The sequence below is a fragment of the Kitasatospora sp. NPDC056731 genome (genome assembly GCF_040687675.1).
Lineage (GTDB): Bacteria > Actinomycetota > Actinomycetes > Streptomycetales > Streptomycetaceae > Kitasatospora.
On the sequence record NZ_JBFBNR010000018.1, the window covers coordinates 14,554 to 33,938 of the forward strand.

Below are 19,385 nucleotides of genomic sequence, written 5' to 3' on the forward strand. Positions count from 1 at the left end.
CCTGCGACTTCCTCACCCCCCTGTGACGGCGTGCCCGCAGCGGCGGGCGCGCGAAAGGAACGCCGCCATGCGCTGTCTCCCTGCCCGCCCCCCGGTGGTGACCGGGTGAGCCGAACGCCCCGCCGCCGCAAGGCCCCGCCGGGCCACCCCGGTAAGGCCGCCCCGCCGGGCCGCCGCCGGCCCCCGCTCGCCGTGCTGCGCGCCGTCCCCTGGCGCTACGACCTGCCCGCCTCGCTGGTGGTGTTCCTGGTCGCCCTGCCGCTGTGCGTCGGGGTGGCGGTCGCCTCCGGCGTCCCCGCCGAGCTGGGTCTGGTCACCGGCATCGTCGGCGGCCTGGTCGTCGGCGTCCTGCCCGGCAGCAGCCTCCAGGTCAGCGGCCCGGCCGCCGGGCTGACCGTCCTGGTCTACGAGGCCGTCCAGCGCTTCGGCGTCACCGCCCTCGGCCTGCTCGTCCTCGGCACCGGGCTGCTCCAGATCGCGATGGGAGCGCTCCGGCTCGGCCGCTGGTTCCGGGCGATGTCCGCCTCGGTGGTGCACGGCATGCTGGCCGGCATCGGGCTGACCCTGCTGTTCGGCCAGCTGTACGCGCTCGCCGACCGCCGCGCCCCGGCCGCCGGGCCGGAGAAGATCGCCGGACTGCCCGACCTGCTGGCGGACGTGGTCACCGGCGTGGCCAACCCGAGCGCGGTCGCCCTGGGCCTGGCCACCCTGCTCGTGCTGGTCGGCTGGAAGTACCTGCCTGGGCGCGTCGCCCGCGGCGTCCCCGCGCCGCTGGCCGCGGTCGGGCTGGCCGCCGCAGTCACGGCCGCCGCCGACCTGCCGGTGGCGAGGGTCCGGGTGTCCGGCCTGCTCGACGTCGTCCACCTGCCCGACCGTGCCGCGCTCGGCGCGGTGGCGGGCACCGCCGGCCTCGGTACGGTCGTCGCCTTCACCCTGATCGCCTCCGCCGAGACGCTGTTCAGCGCCGCCGCCGTCGACCGGATGCACCACGGCCGGCGCACCGACTACGACCGCGAGCTGACCTCCCAGGGCATCGGCAACACCGTCTGCGGGCTGCTCGGCGCCCTTCCGATGACCGCGGTGATCGTCCGCAGCGCGGCCAACGTCCAGGCGGGGGCGCGGACCAAGGCCTCGCGCACCCTGCACGGGCTCTGGCTGCTGCTGTTCACCGCGCTGCTGCCCGGCGTGCTCGGGCTCGTCCCGCTCACCGCGCTGGCCGCCGTCCTGGTCCACGCCGGCGCCAAGCTCGTCCCGCTGCGGCGGATCGCCGCGCTCTGCCGCGGCCACCGGGGCGAGGCGCTGGTGCTCGCGGTGACCGCGGGCGCCATCATCGCCACCGACCTGTTCGAGGGTGTGCTGATCGGCATCGGCCTGGCCGTGGCCAAGTCCGCCTGGCAGACCTCGCACCTGCAGATCGGCCTGGAGGAGCTGGTCCTGCCGTCCGGCGAGGCCCTGCAGCGCGTCCGGCTCAGCGGCAACGCGACCTTCCTGCGGCTGCCCCGGCTGCTGGACGCCCTGGAACGGCTGCCGGCCGACCGGCCGGTGGAACTCGACTGGTCCGGGCTGCGCCACCTGGACCACGCCTGCACGGTGGCCCTCACCGCGTGGGCCGCCCAGCACCGGGCCCGCTCCACCGCTCCGCTCGCGGTCGAACCGCCGCTGCCGACCGTGGTGTGAGGCCGGGCGGACGCGGCCCGGGCCTGTCGACGGACTGACCCCGCACAGTCAGTCCGTCGAGCCGTCCGGCCGTCCGCTGGGCTGGGAGCTCAGCCGTCCGCCGGGCCGGGGGCGCTCAGCCGGTCTGGCCCGGGTGTGCCCCGGCCGGGGCGGGCTGGGCGGCCGGATCGGCCGTGGTGCGCCGGATCAGCAGCCGGTCCAGGGCGTACGGGCCGGAGCCGAGCACCGCGATGGCGAGGAAGGCCCAGCAGAACATGACGGAGGGTTCGCCACCGTTCTGCAGCGGCAGCAGGGAGTGCTCCTGGTGGACGGTGAAGTAGGCGTACGCCATCGAGCCGGAGCAGAGCAGGGCGGCGGTCCGGGTGCCGACGCCGAGCAGCACCAGGGCGCCGCCGACCAGTTGGATCAGCGCGGCCCACCAGCCGGGCCACTGGCCGAGCGGGACGGTGCCGCCGCCCTTGGCGCCACCGAGGACGCCGAAGAGCGAGGCGGCGCCGTGGCAGGCGAAGAGCAGTCCGACGACGACCCGGAAGGCCGTCAGGACGAGCGGGCGGGCGGCCTCGGCCGCCTGCTGGGGAGAGGTGGGAAGGTTCGCGGGCATGGGGAAAGGCCTCCTGTGGGGGGAGGAGGAGGTACGGGGCGGTAAGGGTAGCCTTGGTCTAGTCCACTTGGCAATGCTCCGTCAGATCCCACGTGTGCGACCTTCGGGGAGGATCTTGACCGATCGTTCTGGAAAGGGTTAGCGTTCACCCATGGCGCGAACGAAGGAATTCGACCCGGACGTGGTGCTCCAGTCGGCCCTTGAGCTGTTCTGGCGGCGCGGCTACGAGGCCACCTCGATGGCCGACCTGGTCGAGGAGCTCGGGATCGCCCGGGCGAGCATCTACGCCACCTTCGGCAGCAAGCACGAACTGTTCCTGCGGGCGCTGGAGCGGTACGGCGAGCAGGCCGACCCGGTGCTGCTGGCCGAGCTCTCCCAGCCCGGCCCGGTGCTGCCGGCCGTCCGCGCGCTGGTCCGCCGGTTCGCGGCGGAGTCGGCCGGGGACGGCCGGGAGCGCGGCTGCTTCGTCACCAACACCGCCGTCGAGCTCGCCCCGCACGATCCCTCGGCGGCCCGCCAGGTGGGAGCCAGCCTCGCCCACCTGGAGACGGTGCTGACCGCCGCCCTGGTGCGTGCCGAGGCGCGGGGGGAGCTGCCCGCAGGGCGGGAACCCCGGGCGTTGGCCCGGATGCTGATGGTGTTGATGCAGGGCATGCGGGTGATGGGGAAGACGGCCGACGGCGCGTCCCGGGTGCGGGACGCCGCCGAGCAGGCGCTGGTGCTGCTCGACTGACGGATCGACTTGCGGATCGACTTGCGGATCGTGGGGCGGTGGTGGGGTGACGGTGGAGGTCGCCTCTTGCTGTCTCAATACTGGACCGAACGGTCATTTTGTGGAGGAGGGGGGTTTCCATGAGTGTCGCCACGGCCGACCGGCCCGGCTTCGCGCTGCTCGGCGGCGTGCAGGCCACGCTGATCTTCACGATCATGATCCTGTCCGTGCCGCTGCCCCTGGTGGCCCGGGAGTTCGGGCTCGGCCCGTCCGGCGTGCTGCTGCTGAGCGCCGCCTACGGACTCTCCTTCAGCGCCCTGCTGCTCCTCGGCGGGCGGCTGACCGACCGCCACGGCGGCCGCCGGCTGCTGCGGGTGGGCCTGGCCCTGCTCGGCGCCGCCTCGATCGCCTGCGCCCTCGCGCCCGGCTACCCCGTCCTGCTGGCGAGCCGCTTCGCCCAGGGCGTCGGCGCGGCTTTGGCCGCCCCGGCGGCGGTCGCCGTGGTCCGGGTGCTGCGGCCCGAACCCGCCGACTACCGGCGGGCGATGGCCGCCTGGGGCGGCCTCTCGGTGCTCGGCGCCACGGCGGGCAACCTGCTCTCCGGCGCCGTCGCCGCCTGGGTCTCCTGGCGCTGGCTGTTCGCGGTGCCCGTCCTGGTCGCCCTCGTCGGCCTGGCCCGCTCCGGCTCGCTGCCGCCCGCCGACCCGCCCGGCCGACCGCTCGCCGACCCGCCCGGCCGACCGCTCGCCGACCCGCCCGGCCGACCGCCCGCCGACCCGCCCGGCCGACCGTCCGTCGACCGCCGGCCGGCCCTGGACCTGCCCGGCGCCGCGCTGGCCGCCGCCGGTGTCTGCGCGGCCAGTTACGGCCTGGTGGCGTCCACCGAGCACGGCTGGCGAAGCCCCGGCACACTGCTGCCGCTGGCCGCCGGGCTCGCCCTGCTGCTCGCCTTCGCCGCCGTCGAACGGCGCACCGCCGACCCGCTGCTGCCGCCCGGCTTCCTCGCCGACCGCCGCCGGGCCACCGCCCTCGCCGCCGTCATGGCGACCGCCGCCGGCACCGCGTTGACCTTCCTGCTGCTCGCGCTCTACCTCCAACAGGTCCGCGGCTGGGGCGTGCTGGCCACCTCCGCCGCCTTCCTGCCGTACGCGGCGGCGCTGCTGACGGCCGGCCGCCTGGCCGGGCCGCTGACCGCCCGCTACGGCGCCGTCGCGGTCACCGCCGGAGGGCTCGCCCTCGCGGCGGCCGGGCTCGGCCTGCTGGCGGGCCTCGCGCCCGGCAGCGACTACGCCACCGGGCTGCTGCCCGGGCTGCTCCTGCTGCCTGGCGGGGCCGCGGCCGCCTTCGCCGGCGCGGCCGTGCTCGCCACCGCGGGCGTGCCGCCCGAACGGACCGGCCTCGCCGCGGGCGTGCTCAACACTGCGATGGAACTCGGCCCCACCGCCGGGGTGGCCGCCCTGATGGCGCTCGCCGCCACCCGCCCGAGCGTGGTCGGCGGCTACGCCACGGCCTTCGCGGCGGCGGGCACCGCCCTGGCGCTCACCGCCCTCGCCGTCGCCACGCTGGCGCGGGCGACTCCCGAGGCCGCCACAGAGACCGACACCGCCCCAGAACGCACCATCCAGATCAAGGAGCACCTCTCATGACCACGCGTTTCACCGACAAGTCCGTCCTGGTCACCGGCGGCGGCAGCGGTATCGGACGGGCCGTGGCGCTCGCCTTCGCCCGGGAGGGCGCCCGGGTCGCGGTCGCGGGCCGCAGCGCGGGCCCGCTCGCCGAGACGGTCGAGCTGATCGGGCAGGCGGGCGGCAAGGCCGTCGCGCTGACCGGCGACGTGGCGGACGGTCAGGACGCCGCCCGGCTGGTCCGGGAGACCGTCGAACTCCTCGGCGGCCTGGACGTCGCCGTCAACAACGCCGGCGTGTTCGGCGCCGTCGGCCCGGTCGCCGACATCGACGAGGACGAGTGGCACCGGGTGTTCGCGGTCAACCTGACCGGCACCTGGCTCGCCATGAAGCACCAGATCGGCCACATGCGGGCCCACGGCGGCGGCGCGATCGTCAACGTGTCGTCCAACCTCGGCGTCCACATGCGGGTGCCCGGCCTCGGTGCCTACGCCGCGAGCAAGGCCGCCGTCACCGCGCTGACCCGCAGCGCCGCCCTCGACCACATCGCGGACGGCGTCCGGATCACCATGGTGAGCCCCGGCCCGGTGGACACCAGCATGTCCACCCGGCCCGGCGAGAACGCCGACGACAAGGCCGCGCGGATGAAGGACAGCCTCCCCGTCGGCCGGGCGGGTGCGGTCGAGGAGGTCGCTGCCGCGGTGCTGTACCTGGCCTCGTCCGAGGCGGGCTTCACCGTCGGCGCCGACCTCGTCCTGGACGGCGGCGCCACCGCCTGATCCGCCCGTGGCCCAACGACCGCGCAAAGCACGGTCGTTGGGCCATCGCCCGACCATTCCGTGGCCCAACGGCCGCGCGGCGACCAGTCGTTGGGCCATCAGGTCACTGCTCGGCCAGTGCGTCCCGGGCCTCCTCGGTCCGGGCCCGGGCCACCACGAAGTCCTCGTCGAGCTCGACGACCAGCACGTCCGGCCCGGTGAACCAGCGGCAGCCACGGCCGAGCCGGGGCAGCTCCGCCAGCCCCTCCGGCACCTCCGCCCCGGACTCGGCGAACACGCTCAACTCGTCGTCCTGCAAAAGCTTCTCCACCATCACCATCGCCGCCGCGGCCGTCGAGAAGCGCTCCTCCCAGGGCTCCCAGCACTCCGCCGACTTGTCCGCGAGGTCGAGCCGGCCCACCGTCGGCGGATCGTCCTGGTCGAGGTCGGCCAGCAGGACGCCCCAGTGCACGCACGCCTGGTTCTCCTCCTGGTACACCAAAGCGCCCTCCAGGACGAACAGTTCCTCCGGCGGCAGCAGCCGGTTGTGGTTGCCGGTGAGATCCTCCCGGCGGCCGAACAGCCGGTACGCCTCGCGCAGCGCGGCCGGCAGCCGCAGGCCCAGGCGCCCTTCGGCAGCGTCGAGTTCGGCGTCGGTGAAGCCGTCCCCGGGCCGCAGCGGCTCACCCCAGTAGGCGGCGAAGCCCTCGACCAGGGCCCGGGTGCCCGCGCGGCCCCGCAGGGATTCGGCCATCGCGGCCCGGATGTCGAATTCGGTGTCGTCCATCCGGGAACCGTACGACGCCCCACCGACAGTCCCGTCCCACCGACAGTCCGGGGCCACCGGAGGGCGTACCGGAACGGGCGGGGGCGCGGCGCACACCTCGCCCGCCCGCGACGGGCCGGGGACGCGCCCCAACGCCCGTCCGCCCACGACCGGCCGAATCTGACGCGAACGCGTAATCCCACCGACACCCGTTGCTCACCGTGGGGTTTCCAACCCGTCGTGTGGGCAGGACACGGTTTCGGCCGGAACCGACGCAACGAAAGGCGGGACGCGCAAACCCATGCCGACCGCACCGCACACCAAGCCCCACCCGGGCCGCCGAAGCCGCTGGGGTGAGCACGGCCTCGCCTGGGCCTTCCTGCTGCCCTCCCTGGTGGTCTTCGTCCTCTTCATCGGCTACCCGCTGGGACGGACCGTCTACCTGAGCGGACACGCCAACGACCTGTTCGGCGCGCCCTCGCGCTACGTCGGGCTGAAGCACTACACCGAGCTGCTGACCTCGGCGGACTTCCGGCGCACGCTCGTCACCACCGCCCTGTTCACGCTGCTCACCGTGGTGCCCGGCGTGCTGGGCGCGCTGGTGCTGGTGCTGCTCCTGGAGAACCGGATCCGGGGCGTGCGGCTGCTGCGCTCCGCGTTCGCGCTGCCCTTCGCCTTCTCGGTGGCCAGCGCGTCCGTGGTCTTCGCGGTGTTCTTCAACCCCGCCAGCGGGGTGCTCAACGGCCTGCTCTCGCACGTCGGGCTGGGCCCGATCGGCTGGCTGACCGACTCCCGGTACGCGCTGGTCTCGGTGGCCGTCACCACGGTGTGGATGAGCCTCGGCTACAACGTCCTGGTGCTGTCCGCCGGCATCGGCTCGATCCCCGGCGAGATCCTGGAGGCCGCGCGGATCGATGGCGCCTCGGGGCTGCGACTGGCCCGTTCGATCACCGTGCCGATGCTCGGCCCGAACCTGTTCTTCCTGACCGTGGTCTCCACCGTCCACTCGCTGCAGAGTTTCGGCCAGATCCACATCCTCACCAAGGGCGGCCCCGACGGCGCCACCCGGACCCTCGTCTACTCCGTCTACGAGAAGGCCTTCGCCTACGGCTCCAGCGACTTCGGCACCGCGAGTGCCCAGGCCGTGGTGCTGCTCGTGGTCGTCCTCGCCTGCACGGCCGTCCAGTTCGGCGTCCTGGAGCGGAAGGTGCACTACGCATGACCGTGACCGCCACCGAGGCCGGGCCCGGGGCCCAGGACGGGGCCGCCGCGCCGCGCCCGCGCCCCCGCGTGCTGGCCGGCCGCTCGCCGCGCGACCTGCTCGGCCGCGCCGCCGTCTACCTGCTGCTCGCCGTCGCCGTCGTCACCGTGGCCTTCCCGGTGTACTACGCGATCGCCGGCGCCTTCATGAGCCCGTCCGAACTCTCCTCCTACCCGCCGGCGCTGGTGCCCCACTCGGTGACCGGGCGGAACTTCTCCGGCGCCGTCGACACCGTCCCGCTGGCGAGGCAGTACGCCAACTCGGCGATCGTGGCGACCGTCATCACGCTCGCCCAGCTGTTCACCTCGGTCCTCGCCGCGTACGCCTTCGTGTTCCTGCCGCTCAAGGCGCGGGCCGTGGTGTTCGGGGTGTTCCTGGCGACGCTGATGGTCCCGTGGGAGGCCATCATCATCCCCAACTACCTGACGCTGTCCGGCTGGGGGCTCGGGAACACCTACTTCGGCCTGGTGCTGCCCTTCCTCGCCTCCGGCTTCGGCACCTTCATGCTGCGGCAGGCCTTCCGGCAGCTGCCCGGCGAACTGCGCGACGCCGCGCGGATCGACGGCGCGGGCCACTGGCGGTTCCTGTGGCGGATCGTCGTCCCGCTCAACAAGCCGGCCCTGGCGGCGCTGTCGATCTACGTCTTCCTGTCCGCCTGGAACCAGTACTTCTGGCCGCTGATCATCACCCGCACGGCGAACATGCAGACCCTGCAGATCGGCCTCACCTCGCTGCGCGACTCCGAGATGTCCGACCCGGGCCTGATCCTGGCCGGCGTCGTGCTCTCCCTGCTGCCCACGCTCGCCCTGGTGGTCTTCGGCCAGCGCTTCATCGTCCGCGGTCTCACCGCGGGCGCCGTCCGCTGACCCGCTGCGCCGCCTCCTCCCGCTCCTTCGAGCACGTCCCTCCCGACAGAGAGAGAACCCTCCCGTGAAGAAGAGTGCCCGCGCGCTCGCGGCCCTGCTGGTGGCCGGCCTGTCCCTGACCGCCTGTAGCTCCGGCGACTCCACCTCCGGCTCCGGCGGCTCCTCCGACGCCGCCCCCGGCGCCCAGGCGCTCGACCAGGCCTCGGGCGTCACCGGCGTCGAGTTCTGGCACTCGATGACCGGGAAGAACGCCGAGGTCCTCACCGGTCTGGTCGGCCAGTTCAACGCCGCCCACCAGGGCAAGATCGAGGTCAAGGCGCAGTTCCAGGGCAAGTACGACGACCTGGTCGCCAAGTACAAGGCCGCGGTGCAGCAGAAGGGCACCCCCGCCCTGGTGCAGGTCTACGACATCGGCACCCGGTTCATGATCGACTCCAAGCAGACCGTCCCGGCCCAGGCCTTCGCCGACAAGGACGGCTTCGCCCTCGACGACCTCGACCCGAACATCCGCAACTACTACTCCGTCGGCGGCAAGCTCGTCTCGATGCCGTTCAACTCCTCCATGCCGCTGCTCTACCTCAACGCCGACGCCTTCAAGGAGGCCGGCCTCGACCCGGCCCAGCCGCCCAAGGACCTCGCCGAACTCGGCGAGCTGGCGAAGAAGCTGACGAAGAAGGACGCCGACGGCAAGACCGTCCGCTACGGCTTCGGCGCCGCCATCTACGGCTGGTTCGTCGAGCAGCTGCTCGCCGAGTCCGGCACCATGTACTGCGACCAGGACAACGGCCGCAGCAACAAGGCCGGCAAGGCCGTCTTCGACTCCGCCCAGGGCGCGCAGATCGTCCAGTGGTGGGCCGACCTCGTCAAGGGCGGCTACGCGGCCAACACCGGCCGCAACACCGACGACGCCCAGGCCGCGTTCAAGGCCGGCACCGTCGCCATGCACCTGGAGTCCACCGGCGTGCTGCGCGGCTACACCGAGGCCGCCAAGTTCGCCGTCGGCACCGCGGCCTTCCCCAAGGTCGCCGCCGCCGACCAGGGCGGCCCGGTCATCGGCGGCGCCTCGCTGTGGATCAGCGGCCCCGGCCACTCCGACGCCGAGAAGCGCGCCGCCTGGGAGTTCGAGAAGTTCGTCACCGCCCCCGAGCAGCAGGCCGCCTGGCACACCGGCACCGGCTACTTCCCGGTCAACCGCAAGTCCCTGGACGACCCCAAGGACAAGGAGTGGGTCGCCAAGTACCCGCAGTTCCAGACGGCCATCGAGCAGCTCAAGGCCACCAAGCCCTCCCCGGCCACCGCCGGCTGCCTGCTCGGCGTGATGCCGCAGGCCCGCAAGGGCGTCGAGACCGCCATCGAGCAGACCATCGCCGGCTCCAAGACCGCCCAGCAGGCCCTGGCCGACGCGGCCAAGGAACTCCAGCCGGCCATCGACAGCTACAACAGCTCCGTGAGCTGACCGCCTCCCTGCCCCACGGCCACCGGCCCGCCCTACGACGGCCCGCCCGGCGCAGTACGCGCCCGGCGGGCCGCCGCCGTCCGGGACCGCCGGTCGGGAGCGCCGCTCGGGGGCTCAGTCGTCGGCGTCAAGGCGCTGAGGCGTCACGCCGAGAGGGCTTCGCCGTCCTCCGGGAGCGCGCACACGGCCGCCAGCTCGTCCAGCGACAGATCCAGCGCGAACGCCAGCGCGGCGATGGTGAAGAACGACGGCGTCGGCGCCCGTCCGGTCTCGATCTTGCGCAGCGTCTCCGCCGAGACGCCGGCCACCGCCGCCACCTCGACCATGCTGCGTGCGCCGCGCGCCTCGCGCAGCAGCGCCCCGAAGCGCTCCCCGCGCTCGCGCTCCCACGGGGTCAGTGGAGTCCTCACCATGCCTTCGATACTAGGCCCTCCCTGCCGGGGTCATGCCGTGTGCCCCGCCTCGGTGCTCCCGTCCGGCCGCGCGGCCGCCCCACCTCCGACCGTGATACAAATACCGGTATAAGAATTGGATCGAGGGGAGACGACCCACCATGGTCGAAATCAAGTCGGACGCCGCCCTGGACGCGATGCGCGAAGCCGGGCGGGTGGTGGCGGACGCACTGGCCGCCGTGCAGGACGCGGCGGCCGTGGGCGTCAGCCTGTTGGAGCTGGACGAGGTGGCACACGGCGTGCTGCGGGCGGCCGGAGCCACCTCGCCGTTCCTCGGCTACCGGCCGTCCTTCGCGCCCGTGCCGTTCCCGGCCGTCATCTGCGCCTCGGTGAACGACGCCGTCGTGCACGGCATCCCGGGCGGCTACCGGCTGCGCGACGGCGACCTGGTGAGCATCGACTGCGGCGCCCTCCTGGACGGCTGGGCCGGGGACTCCGCCGTCAGCTTCACCGTCGGCGCCGCCCGGCCCGAGGACGCGGCGCTGATCGACACCACCCGGCGCGCCCTGGAGGCCGGGATCGCCGCCGCCGTGGTCGGCAACCGGATCGGTGACATCGCGCACGCCATCGGCAAGGTCGCCCGCGCCGGGCGCTACGGCCTGCTCGAAGGTTTCGGCGGGCACGGCATCGGGCGGAGCATGCACGAGGACCCGCACGTGCCCAACGAGGGCCGCCCGGGTCGGGGTTACCCGCTGCGCCCCGGCCTGGTGCTGGCGCTGGAGCCGATGCTGACGGCGGGCGGCCGGGGCGACTACCGCACCGACCCGGACGGCTGGACGCTGCGCACCACGGACGGCAGCCGCGCCGCGCACATCGAGCACACCGTCGCCATCACCGAGGACGGCCCGCGCGTCCTGACCCTCCGGTAGCCGGAGCATTGCGGGCGGGTGCGCATCCGGGCGGGAGCAACAGGCCGTAGGCGAACGGTCCTTGTCCGAACCCGGGCGCCCGTCCGACCGGCTGGAATGAGCCGAATCTGTGGCGGATTTGTGACAAAGCTTCGCCAACACCCTGCCCTGGCACGGTATTCGCGGCCGTAGTGTTCCAGTTATGTCACCGAAGAGCCGCATACCTGCCCCGGACGCGGGCGACACCTGGGTGCCGCGCCCGCGGCGCCGTGAGACCCCGGTCGGATTCCTGGGTCACACGGTCACGTTCCTCGGCTGCTGCACTCTCGGCGGTGTCCTGCTGGCCGGCCTCATCCTTCCCGCGGCGGGCGCCGTCGGGCTCGGGGCCAAGAGCAGCGCCGAGGGCTTCGAGAGCATCCCCGACGACTTCAAGGCGCCGGCGCTGACGCAGGCCACTCAGGTCTTCGACGCCAAGGGCGGCCTGATCGCCAAGGTCTACGAGCGGGACCGCACGGTGATACCCGCCGAACAGATGTCACCGCTGATGCGCCAGGCGCAGGTGGACATCGAGGACGCCCGTTTCTACGAGCACGGCGCCGTCGACCTCAAGGGCATCCTGCGGGCGATCACCAAGAACGCGGAGAGCGGCGCCGCCGTCCAGGGCGCGTCGACGCTGACCCAGCAGTACGTGAAGAACGTCAACGTGGAGAAGGCCGGCGACGACCCGGTGGCCGTCCTGGAGGCGCAGCGCAAGACGCTCGGCCGCAAGATCCAGGAACTCCGGTACGCCATCAAGCTGGAGGAGGACCTGACGAAGGATCAGATCCTCACCAACTACCTGAACATCACCTTCTACGGCCATCAGGCGTACGGCATACAGGCGGCCGCCCAGCGTTACTTCAGCAAGGACGCGAAGGACCTCGCCCTCCCCGAGGCGGCCATGCTCGCCGGGCTGGTGCAGAACCCGTCCCAGTACGACCCGAAGCTGCACCCGGTGGCCGCGCAGAAGCGCCGGGACACCGTCATCGACAAGATGGTCGAGAACAAGCACATCACCGCGGACCAGGCCAAGGAGGCGAAGGCCGCCCCGCTGGGCCTGAAGTACCGGGACCCGCAGAACGGTTGCATCACCGCCCAGGCCGGCATGGGCTTCTTCTGCGACTACGTGCGCCACGTGGTCAAGCAGGACCCGGTGTTCGGCAAGAGCGTCGCCGACCGCAAGAAGCTGTGGGACACCGGCGGCCTCAACATCTACACCACGCTGGACCCGGAGAAGCAGGCCGCCGCCCAGAACGCCGTCTCCGAGCAGGTGTACGTGACCGACCCGGTCTCGGCGGCGATGACGATGGTCGAGCCCGGCACCGGCAAGATCCTGGCGATGGCGCAGACCCGCCCCTACGGTCTGGCGAAGGAGAAGAACCAGACCGTCGTCAACTACAACGTGGACGCGGCGATGGGCGGCGGCATCGGCTTCCAGCCCGGCTCCAACTTCAAGCCGATCGTGGCCGCCGCCGCCCTGGAGGCCGGCCTGCCGCCCACCCAGCGGTACGACTCGCCCAACCGCATGGACTGGCCGACGATGAGGACCTGCGACGGCACCTGGAAGAACCTGAGCAAGGGCAAGAAGGAGGGCAGCATCCCGAACGAGAGCGCGCGCGAGGTCGGCCCGTACGAGCTCAAGGAGGCGATGGCCCTCTCGGTGAACACCTACTTCGTGCAGATGGAGCAGGAGATCGGGCTCTGCGCGGTCAAGCAGATGGCCAACAAGCTGGGCGTCACCGGCAAGGCCAGCGGTGACCCGTTGCAGGAGCTGCCCGCCCTCGGCCTCGGCACCCAGGAGGTGAGCCCGTTGACGATGGCGAACGTGTACGCGAGCTTCGCCGCCCGCGGCACCTACTGCGCGCCGCTGGCGATCAACAAGATCTCCACGGTGGACGGCAAGGACGTCCCGGTGAGCCCGGCCAAGTGCACCGAGGCGATGTCCACGGACACCGCCGACGTGATCAACAGCGTGCTGCTCGGCGTGACGGAGAAGGGCACCGCCAAGGACCTCAGGCTGGACGACCGCCGGCAGATCGCGGCCAAGACCGGGACGACGGACGAGAAGAAGTCGGCCTGGTTCACCGGCTACACCGGCAACCTGGCCGGCTCGGTCTGGCTGGGCAGCCCGGGCACCAAGGTGCCGATGAAGAACATCCGGATCGGCGGCCACTACCAGCAGGAGGTCTTCGGCGCGACCGGCCCGGGCCCGATCTGGGAGCAGGCGATGAGCGACGCCGTCCGGGACATGCCGGAGAAGGAGTTCCCGACGGTCTACATCCCGGACCCGCCCAAGCGCGACCCGAACTGCGCCACCCCCAGCGGCTCGCCGACCGGCACTTGCGGGAGCGGCTCGGGCAAGCAGCGCCCGAGCAGCCCCGGCAACCCGAGCAGCCCCGGCAACGCGAGCACTCCGGGCAACGCGAGTACCCCGGGCAGCACGGGCAACCCGGTCGGCCCGCTCAACCCGAACAGTCCGGTCGGCCGCTCCGCGCCGTCCACGCAGTCCGGGCAGTCCGGGCAGTCCGCCCCGCTGGCCCCCGCCGCGCCGGCCGACCCCGGCGACAACCAGGACCAGTGAACCGCCCGGCCCCGCCTGAGTACCCGTACTCAGGCGGGGCCGCGGCCCGGCGGCGGACGATGGGTGCCATGCCGCACAGCATCCTCGGCGTCCCCGCCGTGTTCTGGCCCTCGATCGGCTACCTGGCCGGGTACCTGGTGATCGGGCTCGCCGCCGCCCGCGAACTGCGCGCGGGCACCAGCGCGGCCAACGGGGTCCGCCAGTGGACCGCCGTCGTCTGGACGATGCCCGGCTTCCTGCCGGCGATGGTCGTCAACCCGTTCCCGGACGGCAGTGCGGCCCGCTTCCTGTCCGCCACCGCCGTGGGCGCGGCGGGCAACGCGGCGCTGCTCGCCCTGCTCGCCCACGCGGTGGGGCTGCCGTAGCGCGGACGCTACCGCGCCTCGACCGGCTCGCCGGTGTCCTGGTCCAGGTTGAAGACCCGCCGGTAGGAGTCGGTGACCACGGTGATCTGGTCCCGGCCGGTCCAACTCGCCTCCACCAGCCGGGCGTCGTCCGGCGCCCGGCCGATCTGGGCCAGTGACCAGCGCCGCCCGGACCAGCCCGCGCCGACCTCCAGCAGCACCTGCCAGTCGTCGTTGTCCTTCGGCGCGGTGGCGTACGAGCGGTGCACCACGACCAGCGCCAGCTCCGGCCGGGCCGGGGCGGTCTCCCGGCTGCGCGTCTCGGCCGCCGAGACCTTGTGCGCGGCCAGCACGCCGAGCAGGAACACCACCCCGGCCGTCACCGTGACCGCCCGGGTGGCCGTCCGTACGGCGGTGCGCCGGTCGCCCAGCCAGGCGGCGGCGATCAGCGCGGCCAGCGCCGCGCCGAGCAGCAGCTCGGGCCGGTTGAGCAGGTCGGCGACCAGCATCAGCCCGCCCGAGCGGCTCTCCCACTGCCCCTCGGTGTAGAGCAGCACGGCGGCCGCCCCGCCCGCCAGCAGCAGCCGGACCAGGGCGCGCCTGCCCTTCGGCATCCGGTTCCTCATCGTCCCCCCGTCCGATGCGTCACAGCTCTGCGAGCAGCTTGCGGCCCTCCGGCCAGTCGCCCAGCCCGGAGCCCGAGTTGAGGTGCCCGTACGCGCCCGGCTCGACGTACCGGGCGCCCCAGGCCCCGGCGAACAGCCGGGCCCGCTCGGGGCTGACCCACGGGTCGTCGGTGCTGGCGACGACCACGGCCGGGAACGGGAACGGCGCCAGGGCCACCGGGCGGAAGCCGGTCAGCTCCGGGACTTCGGCGGTGTCGATGTCCGCGGGGGCGACCAGCAGCGCGCCGCGCACCGCGGCGGTCCGCCCGGCGGGTGCGGCGGCCACCCAGCGGGCCACCGTGACGCAGCCGAGGCTGTGGGCGACCAGCACCACCGGCCCGTCGGCGGCGGCCTCGGCCACCGCCGCGTCCACCCGGGCGATCCAGTGGCTCTGGTCGGGGTGGTCCCAGTCCGCCTGCTGGACCCGGCGGAAGGCGTCCGGTTCGGCGGCCTCCCAGCGGGTCTGCCAGTGCTCGGGGCCCGAGTCCTGGTAGCCGGGCAGGACGAGGTAGGTGGTGCGGTCCGGCATGGGCTCCTCCGGTGTGCGGTCGTGGCGGGCAGCAGGAGTCTAGGACGCGGGCAGCCGCGGCCCGCAGCCGGGCGGTGACCGGGAGCGCACGGCCCCCGGCGGGCGCGTACGCCCGGTGACGCGCCGCAGTACGCCCGGTGCGCCCTGTTGCCAACGGCGCGGCCGGTGCGGGAGGTTGGTCCGGGCCCGCGGCCGGTGGCCACCGGCCGGGGTCCACGCCGTGTCGGACGCTCGACCATGTGGAGGGATGTCGGCGATGACATCGAAGATCCTGCTCGTCACCGGGGACGCCGCCGAGTCGCTGGAGGTGTTCTACCCGTACCAGCGGCTGCGCGAGGAGGGCTACCAGGTCGACATCGCCGCCCCGACCAGGAAGCGACTCCAGTTCGTCGTCCACGACTTCGTCGACGGCTACGACACCTACACCGAGAAGCCCGGCTACACCTGGCCCGCCGACCTCGCCTTCGCCGACGTCGACCCGGCCGACTACGTCGCGCTGGTCATCCCCGGCGGCCGCGCCCCCGAGTACCTGCGCAACGACCCGGACGTGCAGCGGATCGTCCAGCACTTCTTCGCCGGCGACAAGCCGGTCGCGCAGATCTGCCACGGCCCGCTGATCACCGCCGCCGCCGGGGTGCTGTCCGGCCGCCGCAGCTCCGCCTACCCGGCGCTGGCACCGGACGTGAAGGCGGCGGGCGCCGAGTTCGTCGACGGCGAGGCGGTGGTGGACGGCGTGGTCGTCTCGGCCCGCGCCTGGCCCGACCACCCGGCGTGGCTGCGCGCGTTCATCGAGATCCTGCGCACCAAGGCACCGGCCTCCTGACCCGCTCCGGCCCGCCGCGCCCCCGACCCGTCTCGGGGGCGCGGCTCCGGGACCCCGTCAGGGTCACGCCCCTCCCCAGGTAGCAGACGCGCCGCCCCGGAGGCTGACGACCGCCCCGCAGCCGCCCTGCCATGGTGTCAAAGACCATGGCAGCGGCGGAGGTTGACAGCCCTGCCGGCCGGACCAGGGAGGACGTCATGACCACCGACCCAGCCGCCACCACCCCGCGCCGCCGACGCGGGCCGGCCCTGCGCGCCGCCGTCGCGGCCCTCGCGGGCGCGGGCCTGATCGCCGCGCTCGCCCCGGCCGCCGCCGCCCAGGACGCGGCCCGCCCGGCGAGTGCCAGCGACCGCAGCGCCGACTGGACGGCCCTCGACACCGCCCTCGCCGACCTGACCGCGAAGAACGTCGCCACCTCCTCCCTCGCCGGCGTACGGGAGAACGGCCGGCTCGTCCACCGCGCCGCCGGCGGCGTCGCCCGGCTCGGCGCCGACACCCCCGCCGACCCCGCGGGTCGCTTCCGGATCGGCAGCACCACCAAGACCTTCGTGGCCACCGTGCTGCTCCAACTCGTCGGCGAGGGACGGCTGGGACTGGACGACCGCCTGGAGAGCCTGCTGCCCGGCGCGGTGCCGAACAGCGCGGACATCACCGTCCGCGAACTCCTCAACCACACCAGCGGCGTCGCCGACTACACCCAGGACCAGGCCTTCAACTCCTACGACCAGAACTGGCTCGACACCGGCCGCTACACGTCCTACAGCCCGCAGGACCAGGTGGACCTCGCCGACAAGTACCCGCCCGCCTTCCGCCCCGGCCAGGACTGGCAGTACTCCAACACCAACTACGCCCTGGTCGCACTGATCATCGAACACCTCACCGGCCACGGCTGGAACGAGGAGGTGGAACGCCGGATCATCCGCCCGCTCGGCCTGACGGGCACCTCGATGCCGCTCTACTCCCCGGCCATCCCCGGCCCGCACGCCCACGCCTACCTCAAGCTCGACAGCGGCCCGGCCGACGTCACCGCGCTCAACCCCTCCATGGCCGGCCCCTCCGGCGCGGGCATCTCCACCACCGCGGACCTGACGACGTTCATCCGCGCCCTGCTCGGCGGCCGGCTGCTGCGCCCCGCCGAACTCGCCGAGATGCAGAAGACCACCGCCCACGGCGGGGGCCAGGCCTACGGGCTCGGCCTCCAGCGGGTGGACACCCCGTGCGGCGCGTTCTGGGGCCACGCCGGCGGGATCCCCGGCTACAGCACGATGATGCTCGGCTCGCTCGACGGGAAGCGCCAGTTCGCCAACAGCACGACCTTCTACGACACGCCGGATCCGGCCGCGGCCCTCGCCGCCTGGCAGCGGGTGGTGAACGCCGGCGTCTGCGGCGGGCAGGGGTAGGGCGGGTGCCGCGGGTCGGACCGCCCCCTACGCTGTCCGGCGACAGGAACGGCCGACCGCCACCAGGAGGACGAGACATGGCAGAGCCGCTGATCGCCGCAGTCGGGGGCAAGGCGCCCACCGTCGACCCGAGCGCCTTCCTCGCACCGAACGCCGTCGTGGTCGGGGACGTGACGATCGGCCCCGGCGCGGGCGTCTGGTACGGGGCGGTGCTGCGCGGCGACGCCGAGTCCATCACCGTGGGCCAGGACAGCAACATCCAGGACAACTGCACCCTGCACGCCGACCCCGGCTTCCCGCTGGTGGTCGGCGAGCGGATCTCGGTCGGGCACAACGCGGTGCTGCACGGCTGCGTGGTCGAGGACGACGCCCTGGTCGGGATGAACGCCACCGTGCTCAACGGCGCCCGGATCGGCGCCGGTTCGCTGGTCGCGGCGGGCGCGGTGGTGCCGCAGGGCATGCGGGTGCCGCCCGGCTCGCTGGTCGCCGGAGTCCCGGCCAAGGTCCGCCGCGAGCTGACCGAGGACGAGAAGGCCGGCATCAAGGCCAACGGCGAGGGCTACCTGCTGCTGGCCGCCGCCCACCGCGAGCTCGAACCCCTGGCGCAGCCCCAGCCCCAGGCCTAATTCTGGACGCCGACCGGAGCCGCCGTGGCCGGAGCCGCCGCGGCCCGCTCGGGTGCGGCGGGCACGGGCCGGCGCCGGTCGGCCGCCCAGGCGAGCACCGCGATCAGCGCGCCCGCAGCGGCCAGGCCGGCGCCCACCAGGGTCGGCGCCGTCCAGCCGAACCCGGCGTCCAGGGCCAGCCCGCCGAAGTAGGCGCCCTGCGCGTTGGCCAGGTTGAACGCGCCCTGCACCGTCGCCGAGGCCAGCGTCGGCGCGCTGCGCGCCTTCTGCAGGACCAGCGTCTGCACCGCCGGCACGATCGCGAAGCCGAACAGCCCGATCAGCACCACCGTGACGGCGGCCGACCAGCGGGCGTGCGCGGTCACCGCGAACAGCGCCAGGGTGGCGGCCAGCAGCACGAAGGCGGCGCAGACCGTCGGGCGCAGCGCCCGGTCGGCCGCGAACCCGCCGATCACGTTGCCGATCGTCATCCCCACCCCGAACAGCGCCAGCACCAGCGTCACCGAGCCGGTGGCGTACCCGGAGACCTCGGTGAGCAGCGGCGCGATGTAGCTGTAGCAGGCGAAGAAGCCGCCGCAGCCGAACACCACGGTGGCCAGCGCCAGCCACAGCTGCCCGTCCCGGAAGGCCCGCAGCTCGTGCCGCAGCCCGGCCTGCCCGGGGGAGGGCAGCGACGGCACCAGCCGGGCGATGGCGAGCGTCCCGGCGGCGGCGATCAGGACGACCACCAGCATGGTCGCCCGCCAGCCCAGGTGCTGGCCGAGCAGCGTGGCGGCCGGCACGCCGACGATGTTGGCGATGGTCAGGCCGGAGAACATCACGGCCACCGCCCGGGCCCGGCGGTGGGGGGCCACCAGTTCGGCCGCGGCCACCGCGCCGGCCCCGAAGAACGCGCCGTGCGGCAGTCCGGTGACCAGCCGGGCGGCGGCCAGCGTCCAGAAGTCCGGTGCGAGCGCGCACAGCAGGTTGCCGGTGGCGAACAGCCCGGCGAGCGCCACCAGCACCGCCTTGCGCGGCCGGCCGGAGGCCAGCGCGGTGAGCAGCGGGGCGCCGATGACCACGCCCAGCGCGTACGCGGATATCAGCCAGCCGGCCTGCGGGATGGAGACGTGCAGATCGTCGGCGACCTGGGGGAGCAGGCCCATGGCGGCGAATTCGGTGGTGCCGATGGCGAACGCGGTGACGGCCAGCGCGAGCAGCGCGAGAGGCAAGGGGGTGACTCCGGGGTGACGCCCGCGGACGGGGAGGCGCGGCGGGACGGGGGGATTCGTTCGTCCGGCATCCTAATCCGGCCGGATGACGCCGCCGTGAGGTGCGTGTGACGGGAGGGGGTCGCCAGTACGGCGTCCACGCGCG

General features: G+C 73.7%; 19 protein-coding genes. 13 read left to right on the forward strand and 6 right to left on the reverse strand.

What is annotated here, in order from left to right; all coding sequences use genetic code 11:
• Window positions 1-192 precede the first annotated feature (192 nt).
• On the forward strand, window positions 193-1,677 hold the full coding sequence (locus AB0R04_RS20220) for a SulP family inorganic anion transporter (RefSeq protein ID WP_363373191.1): 1,485 nt from the start codon (window positions 193-195) through the stop codon (window positions 1,675-1,677).
• Between the two features lie 115 nt (window positions 1,678-1,792).
• On the opposite strand, the gene AB0R04_RS20225 is transcribed toward AB0R04_RS20220, so the two are convergent.
• Window positions 1,793-2,278, reverse strand: coding sequence for a DoxX family protein (locus AB0R04_RS20225; RefSeq protein ID WP_363372933.1), 486 nt, complete (start codon window positions 2,276-2,278; stop codon window positions 1,793-1,795).
• A 151-nt stretch (window positions 2,279-2,429) separates the two neighbouring features.
• Between AB0R04_RS20225 and AB0R04_RS20230 the strand changes: the two genes are divergently transcribed.
• The 3 genes from AB0R04_RS20230 (at window position 2,430) to AB0R04_RS20240 (ending at window position 5,394) form a co-directional block, all read left to right on the forward strand.
• Window positions 2,430-3,011: a helix-turn-helix domain-containing protein gene (locus AB0R04_RS20230; protein WP_363372936.1), complete on the forward strand. Its 582-nt coding sequence runs from the start codon at window positions 2,430-2,432 to the stop codon at window positions 3,009-3,011.
• Window positions 3,012-3,130: 119 nt separating this feature from the next.
• Window positions 3,131-4,636 carry an MFS transporter gene (locus AB0R04_RS20235; RefSeq protein WP_363372939.1) on the forward strand — a complete coding sequence of 502 codons (1,506 nt, stop codon included), beginning with the start codon at window positions 3,131-3,133 and terminating at the stop codon, window positions 4,634-4,636.
• On the forward strand, window positions 4,633-5,394 hold the full coding sequence (locus AB0R04_RS20240) for a glucose 1-dehydrogenase (protein WP_363372942.1): 762 nt from the start codon (window positions 4,633-4,635) through the stop codon (window positions 5,392-5,394). The genes AB0R04_RS20235 and AB0R04_RS20240 overlap by 4 nt, the downstream gene beginning before the upstream one ends.
• Window positions 5,395-5,497: 103 nt before the next feature.
• On the opposite strand, the gene AB0R04_RS20245 is transcribed toward AB0R04_RS20240, so the two are convergent.
• Window positions 5,498-6,160, reverse strand: a complete 663-nt coding sequence (locus tag AB0R04_RS20245) for an SMI1/KNR4 family protein (RefSeq protein WP_363372945.1) — start codon at window positions 6,158-6,160, stop codon at window positions 5,498-5,500.
• Window positions 6,161-6,440: 280 nt separating this feature from the next.
• On the opposite strand from AB0R04_RS20245, the gene AB0R04_RS20250 reads away from it, so the two are divergent.
• The 3 genes from AB0R04_RS20250 (at window position 6,441) to AB0R04_RS20260 (ending at window position 9,722) form a co-directional block, all read left to right on the forward strand.
• Entirely contained in the window at window positions 6,441-7,361 is a 921-nt protein-coding gene (locus AB0R04_RS20250) for a sugar ABC transporter permease (RefSeq protein ID WP_063346087.1), read from the forward strand.
• Complete coding sequence (locus AB0R04_RS20255; RefSeq protein ID WP_079135349.1) at window positions 7,358-8,266, forward strand: carbohydrate ABC transporter permease; 909 nt, start codon at window positions 7,358-7,360, stop codon at window positions 8,264-8,266. Before AB0R04_RS20250 ends, AB0R04_RS20255 begins: the two co-directional genes overlap by 4 nt.
• A 64-nt stretch (window positions 8,267-8,330) precedes the next feature.
• A complete protein-coding gene (locus AB0R04_RS20260; RefSeq protein WP_063346086.1) occupies window positions 8,331-9,722 on the forward strand; it encodes an ABC transporter substrate-binding protein in 1,392 nt (463 codons plus the stop codon).
• Window positions 9,723-9,865: 143 nt separating this feature from the next.
• On the opposite strand, the gene AB0R04_RS20265 is transcribed toward AB0R04_RS20260, so the two are convergent.
• On the reverse strand, window positions 9,866-10,135 hold the full coding sequence (locus AB0R04_RS20265) for a helix-turn-helix transcriptional regulator (RefSeq protein WP_063346085.1): 270 nt from the start codon (window positions 10,133-10,135) through the stop codon (window positions 9,866-9,868).
• Window positions 10,136-10,275: 140 nt separating this feature from the next.
• Between AB0R04_RS20265 and map the strand changes: the two genes are divergently transcribed.
• From map to AB0R04_RS20280, 3 genes are all read left to right on the forward strand, one after another.
• Complete coding sequence (gene map, locus AB0R04_RS20270; RefSeq protein ID WP_063346084.1) at window positions 10,276-11,043, forward strand: type I methionyl aminopeptidase; 768 nt, start codon at window positions 10,276-10,278, stop codon at window positions 11,041-11,043.
• Window positions 11,044-11,224: 181 nt separating this feature from the next.
• Window positions 11,225-13,642, forward strand: a complete 2,418-nt coding sequence (locus AB0R04_RS20275; RefSeq protein ID WP_363372950.1) for a transglycosylase domain-containing protein — start codon at window positions 11,225-11,227, stop codon at window positions 13,640-13,642.
• A gap of 68 nt (window positions 13,643-13,710) precedes the next feature.
• The gene (locus AB0R04_RS20280) at window positions 13,711-14,007 is read left to right on the forward strand and encodes a hypothetical protein (RefSeq protein ID WP_363372952.1); all 297 of its coding nucleotides are present in this window, start codon (window positions 13,711-13,713) and stop codon (window positions 14,005-14,007) included.
• Between the two features lie 8 nt (window positions 14,008-14,015).
• Here the strand turns inward: AB0R04_RS20280 and AB0R04_RS20285 are convergent, their stop codons facing one another.
• The gene (locus tag AB0R04_RS20285) at window positions 14,016-14,600 is read right to left on the reverse strand and encodes a hypothetical protein (protein WP_363372955.1); all 585 of its coding nucleotides are present in this window, start codon (window positions 14,598-14,600) and stop codon (window positions 14,016-14,018) included.
• A 31-nt stretch (window positions 14,601-14,631) separates the two neighbouring features.
• Window positions 14,632-15,180, reverse strand: coding sequence for an alpha/beta fold hydrolase (locus AB0R04_RS20290; RefSeq protein WP_363372956.1), 549 nt, complete (start codon window positions 15,178-15,180; stop codon window positions 14,632-14,634).
• A gap of 256 nt (window positions 15,181-15,436) precedes the next feature.
• Here AB0R04_RS20290 and AB0R04_RS20295 point away from each other — a divergent pair, with 256 nt between their 5' ends.
• The 3 genes from AB0R04_RS20295 to AB0R04_RS20305 all read left to right on the forward strand — a co-directional run bounded on the left by AB0R04_RS20295 (window position 15,437) and on the right by AB0R04_RS20305 (window position 18,029).
• The gene (locus AB0R04_RS20295; protein ID WP_063346079.1) at window positions 15,437-16,003 is read left to right on the forward strand and encodes a DJ-1/PfpI family protein; all 567 of its coding nucleotides are present in this window, start codon (window positions 15,437-15,439) and stop codon (window positions 16,001-16,003) included.
• Between the two features lie 197 nt (window positions 16,004-16,200).
• On the forward strand, window positions 16,201-17,403 hold the full coding sequence (locus tag AB0R04_RS20300) for a serine hydrolase domain-containing protein (protein WP_363372958.1): 1,203 nt from the start codon (window positions 16,201-16,203) through the stop codon (window positions 17,401-17,403).
• Window positions 17,404-17,480: 77 nt separating this feature from the next.
• Window positions 17,481-18,029 (forward strand): gamma carbonic anhydrase family protein, encoded by a 549-nt coding sequence (locus tag AB0R04_RS20305; RefSeq protein ID WP_063346077.1) that lies wholly within the window; start codon window positions 17,481-17,483, stop codon window positions 18,027-18,029.
• Here the strand turns inward: AB0R04_RS20305 and AB0R04_RS20310 are convergent.
• On the reverse strand, window positions 18,026-19,240 hold the full coding sequence (locus tag AB0R04_RS20310) for an MFS transporter (RefSeq protein ID WP_363372961.1): 1,215 nt from the start codon (window positions 19,238-19,240) through the stop codon (window positions 18,026-18,028). The genes AB0R04_RS20305 and AB0R04_RS20310 overlap by 4 nt on opposite strands.
• Between the last annotated feature and the right edge of the window lie 145 nt (window positions 19,241-19,385).

Bases quoted from the DNA above. Each gene is read 5' to 3' on its own strand.
- AB0R04_RS20225 (WP_363372933.1), bottom strand. From the start codon at position 2,278: ATGCCCGCGAACCTTCCCACCTCTCCCCAGCAGGCGGCCGAGGCCGCC.
- AB0R04_RS20230 (WP_363372936.1), top strand. From the start codon at position 2,430: ATGGCGCGAACGAAGGAATTCGACCCGGACGTGGTGCTCCAGTCGGCC.
- AB0R04_RS20235 (WP_363372939.1), top strand. From the start codon at position 3,131: ATGAGTGTCGCCACGGCCGACCGGCCCGGCTTCGCGCTGCTCGGCGGC.
- AB0R04_RS20240 (WP_363372942.1), top strand. From the start codon at position 4,633: ATGACCACGCGTTTCACCGACAAGTCCGTCCTGGTCACCGGCGGCGGC.
- AB0R04_RS20245 (WP_363372945.1), bottom strand. From the start codon at position 6,160: ATGGACGACACCGAATTCGACATCCGGGCCGCGATGGCCGAATCCCTG.
- AB0R04_RS20250 (WP_063346087.1), top strand. From the start codon at position 6,441: ATGCCGACCGCACCGCACACCAAGCCCCACCCGGGCCGCCGAAGCCGC.
- AB0R04_RS20255 (WP_079135349.1), top strand. From the start codon at position 7,358: ATGACCGTGACCGCCACCGAGGCCGGGCCCGGGGCCCAGGACGGGGCC.
- AB0R04_RS20265 (WP_063346085.1), bottom strand. From the start codon at position 10,135: ATGGTGAGGACTCCACTGACCCCGTGGGAGCGCGAGCGCGGGGAGCGC.
- map (WP_063346084.1), top strand. From the start codon at position 10,276: ATGGTCGAAATCAAGTCGGACGCCGCCCTGGACGCGATGCGCGAAGCC.
- AB0R04_RS20275 (WP_363372950.1), top strand. From the start codon at position 11,225: ATGTCACCGAAGAGCCGCATACCTGCCCCGGACGCGGGCGACACCTGG.
- AB0R04_RS20280 (WP_363372952.1), top strand. From the start codon at position 13,711: ATGCCGCACAGCATCCTCGGCGTCCCCGCCGTGTTCTGGCCCTCGATC.
- AB0R04_RS20285 (WP_363372955.1), bottom strand. From the start codon at position 14,600: ATGCCGAAGGGCAGGCGCGCCCTGGTCCGGCTGCTGCTGGCGGGCGGG.
- AB0R04_RS20290 (WP_363372956.1), bottom strand. From the start codon at position 15,180: ATGCCGGACCGCACCACCTACCTCGTCCTGCCCGGCTACCAGGACTCG.
- AB0R04_RS20295 (WP_063346079.1), top strand. From the start codon at position 15,437: ATGACATCGAAGATCCTGCTCGTCACCGGGGACGCCGCCGAGTCGCTG.
- AB0R04_RS20300 (WP_363372958.1), top strand. From the start codon at position 16,201: ATGACCACCGACCCAGCCGCCACCACCCCGCGCCGCCGACGCGGGCCG.
- AB0R04_RS20305 (WP_063346077.1), top strand. From the start codon at position 17,481: ATGGCAGAGCCGCTGATCGCCGCAGTCGGGGGCAAGGCGCCCACCGTC.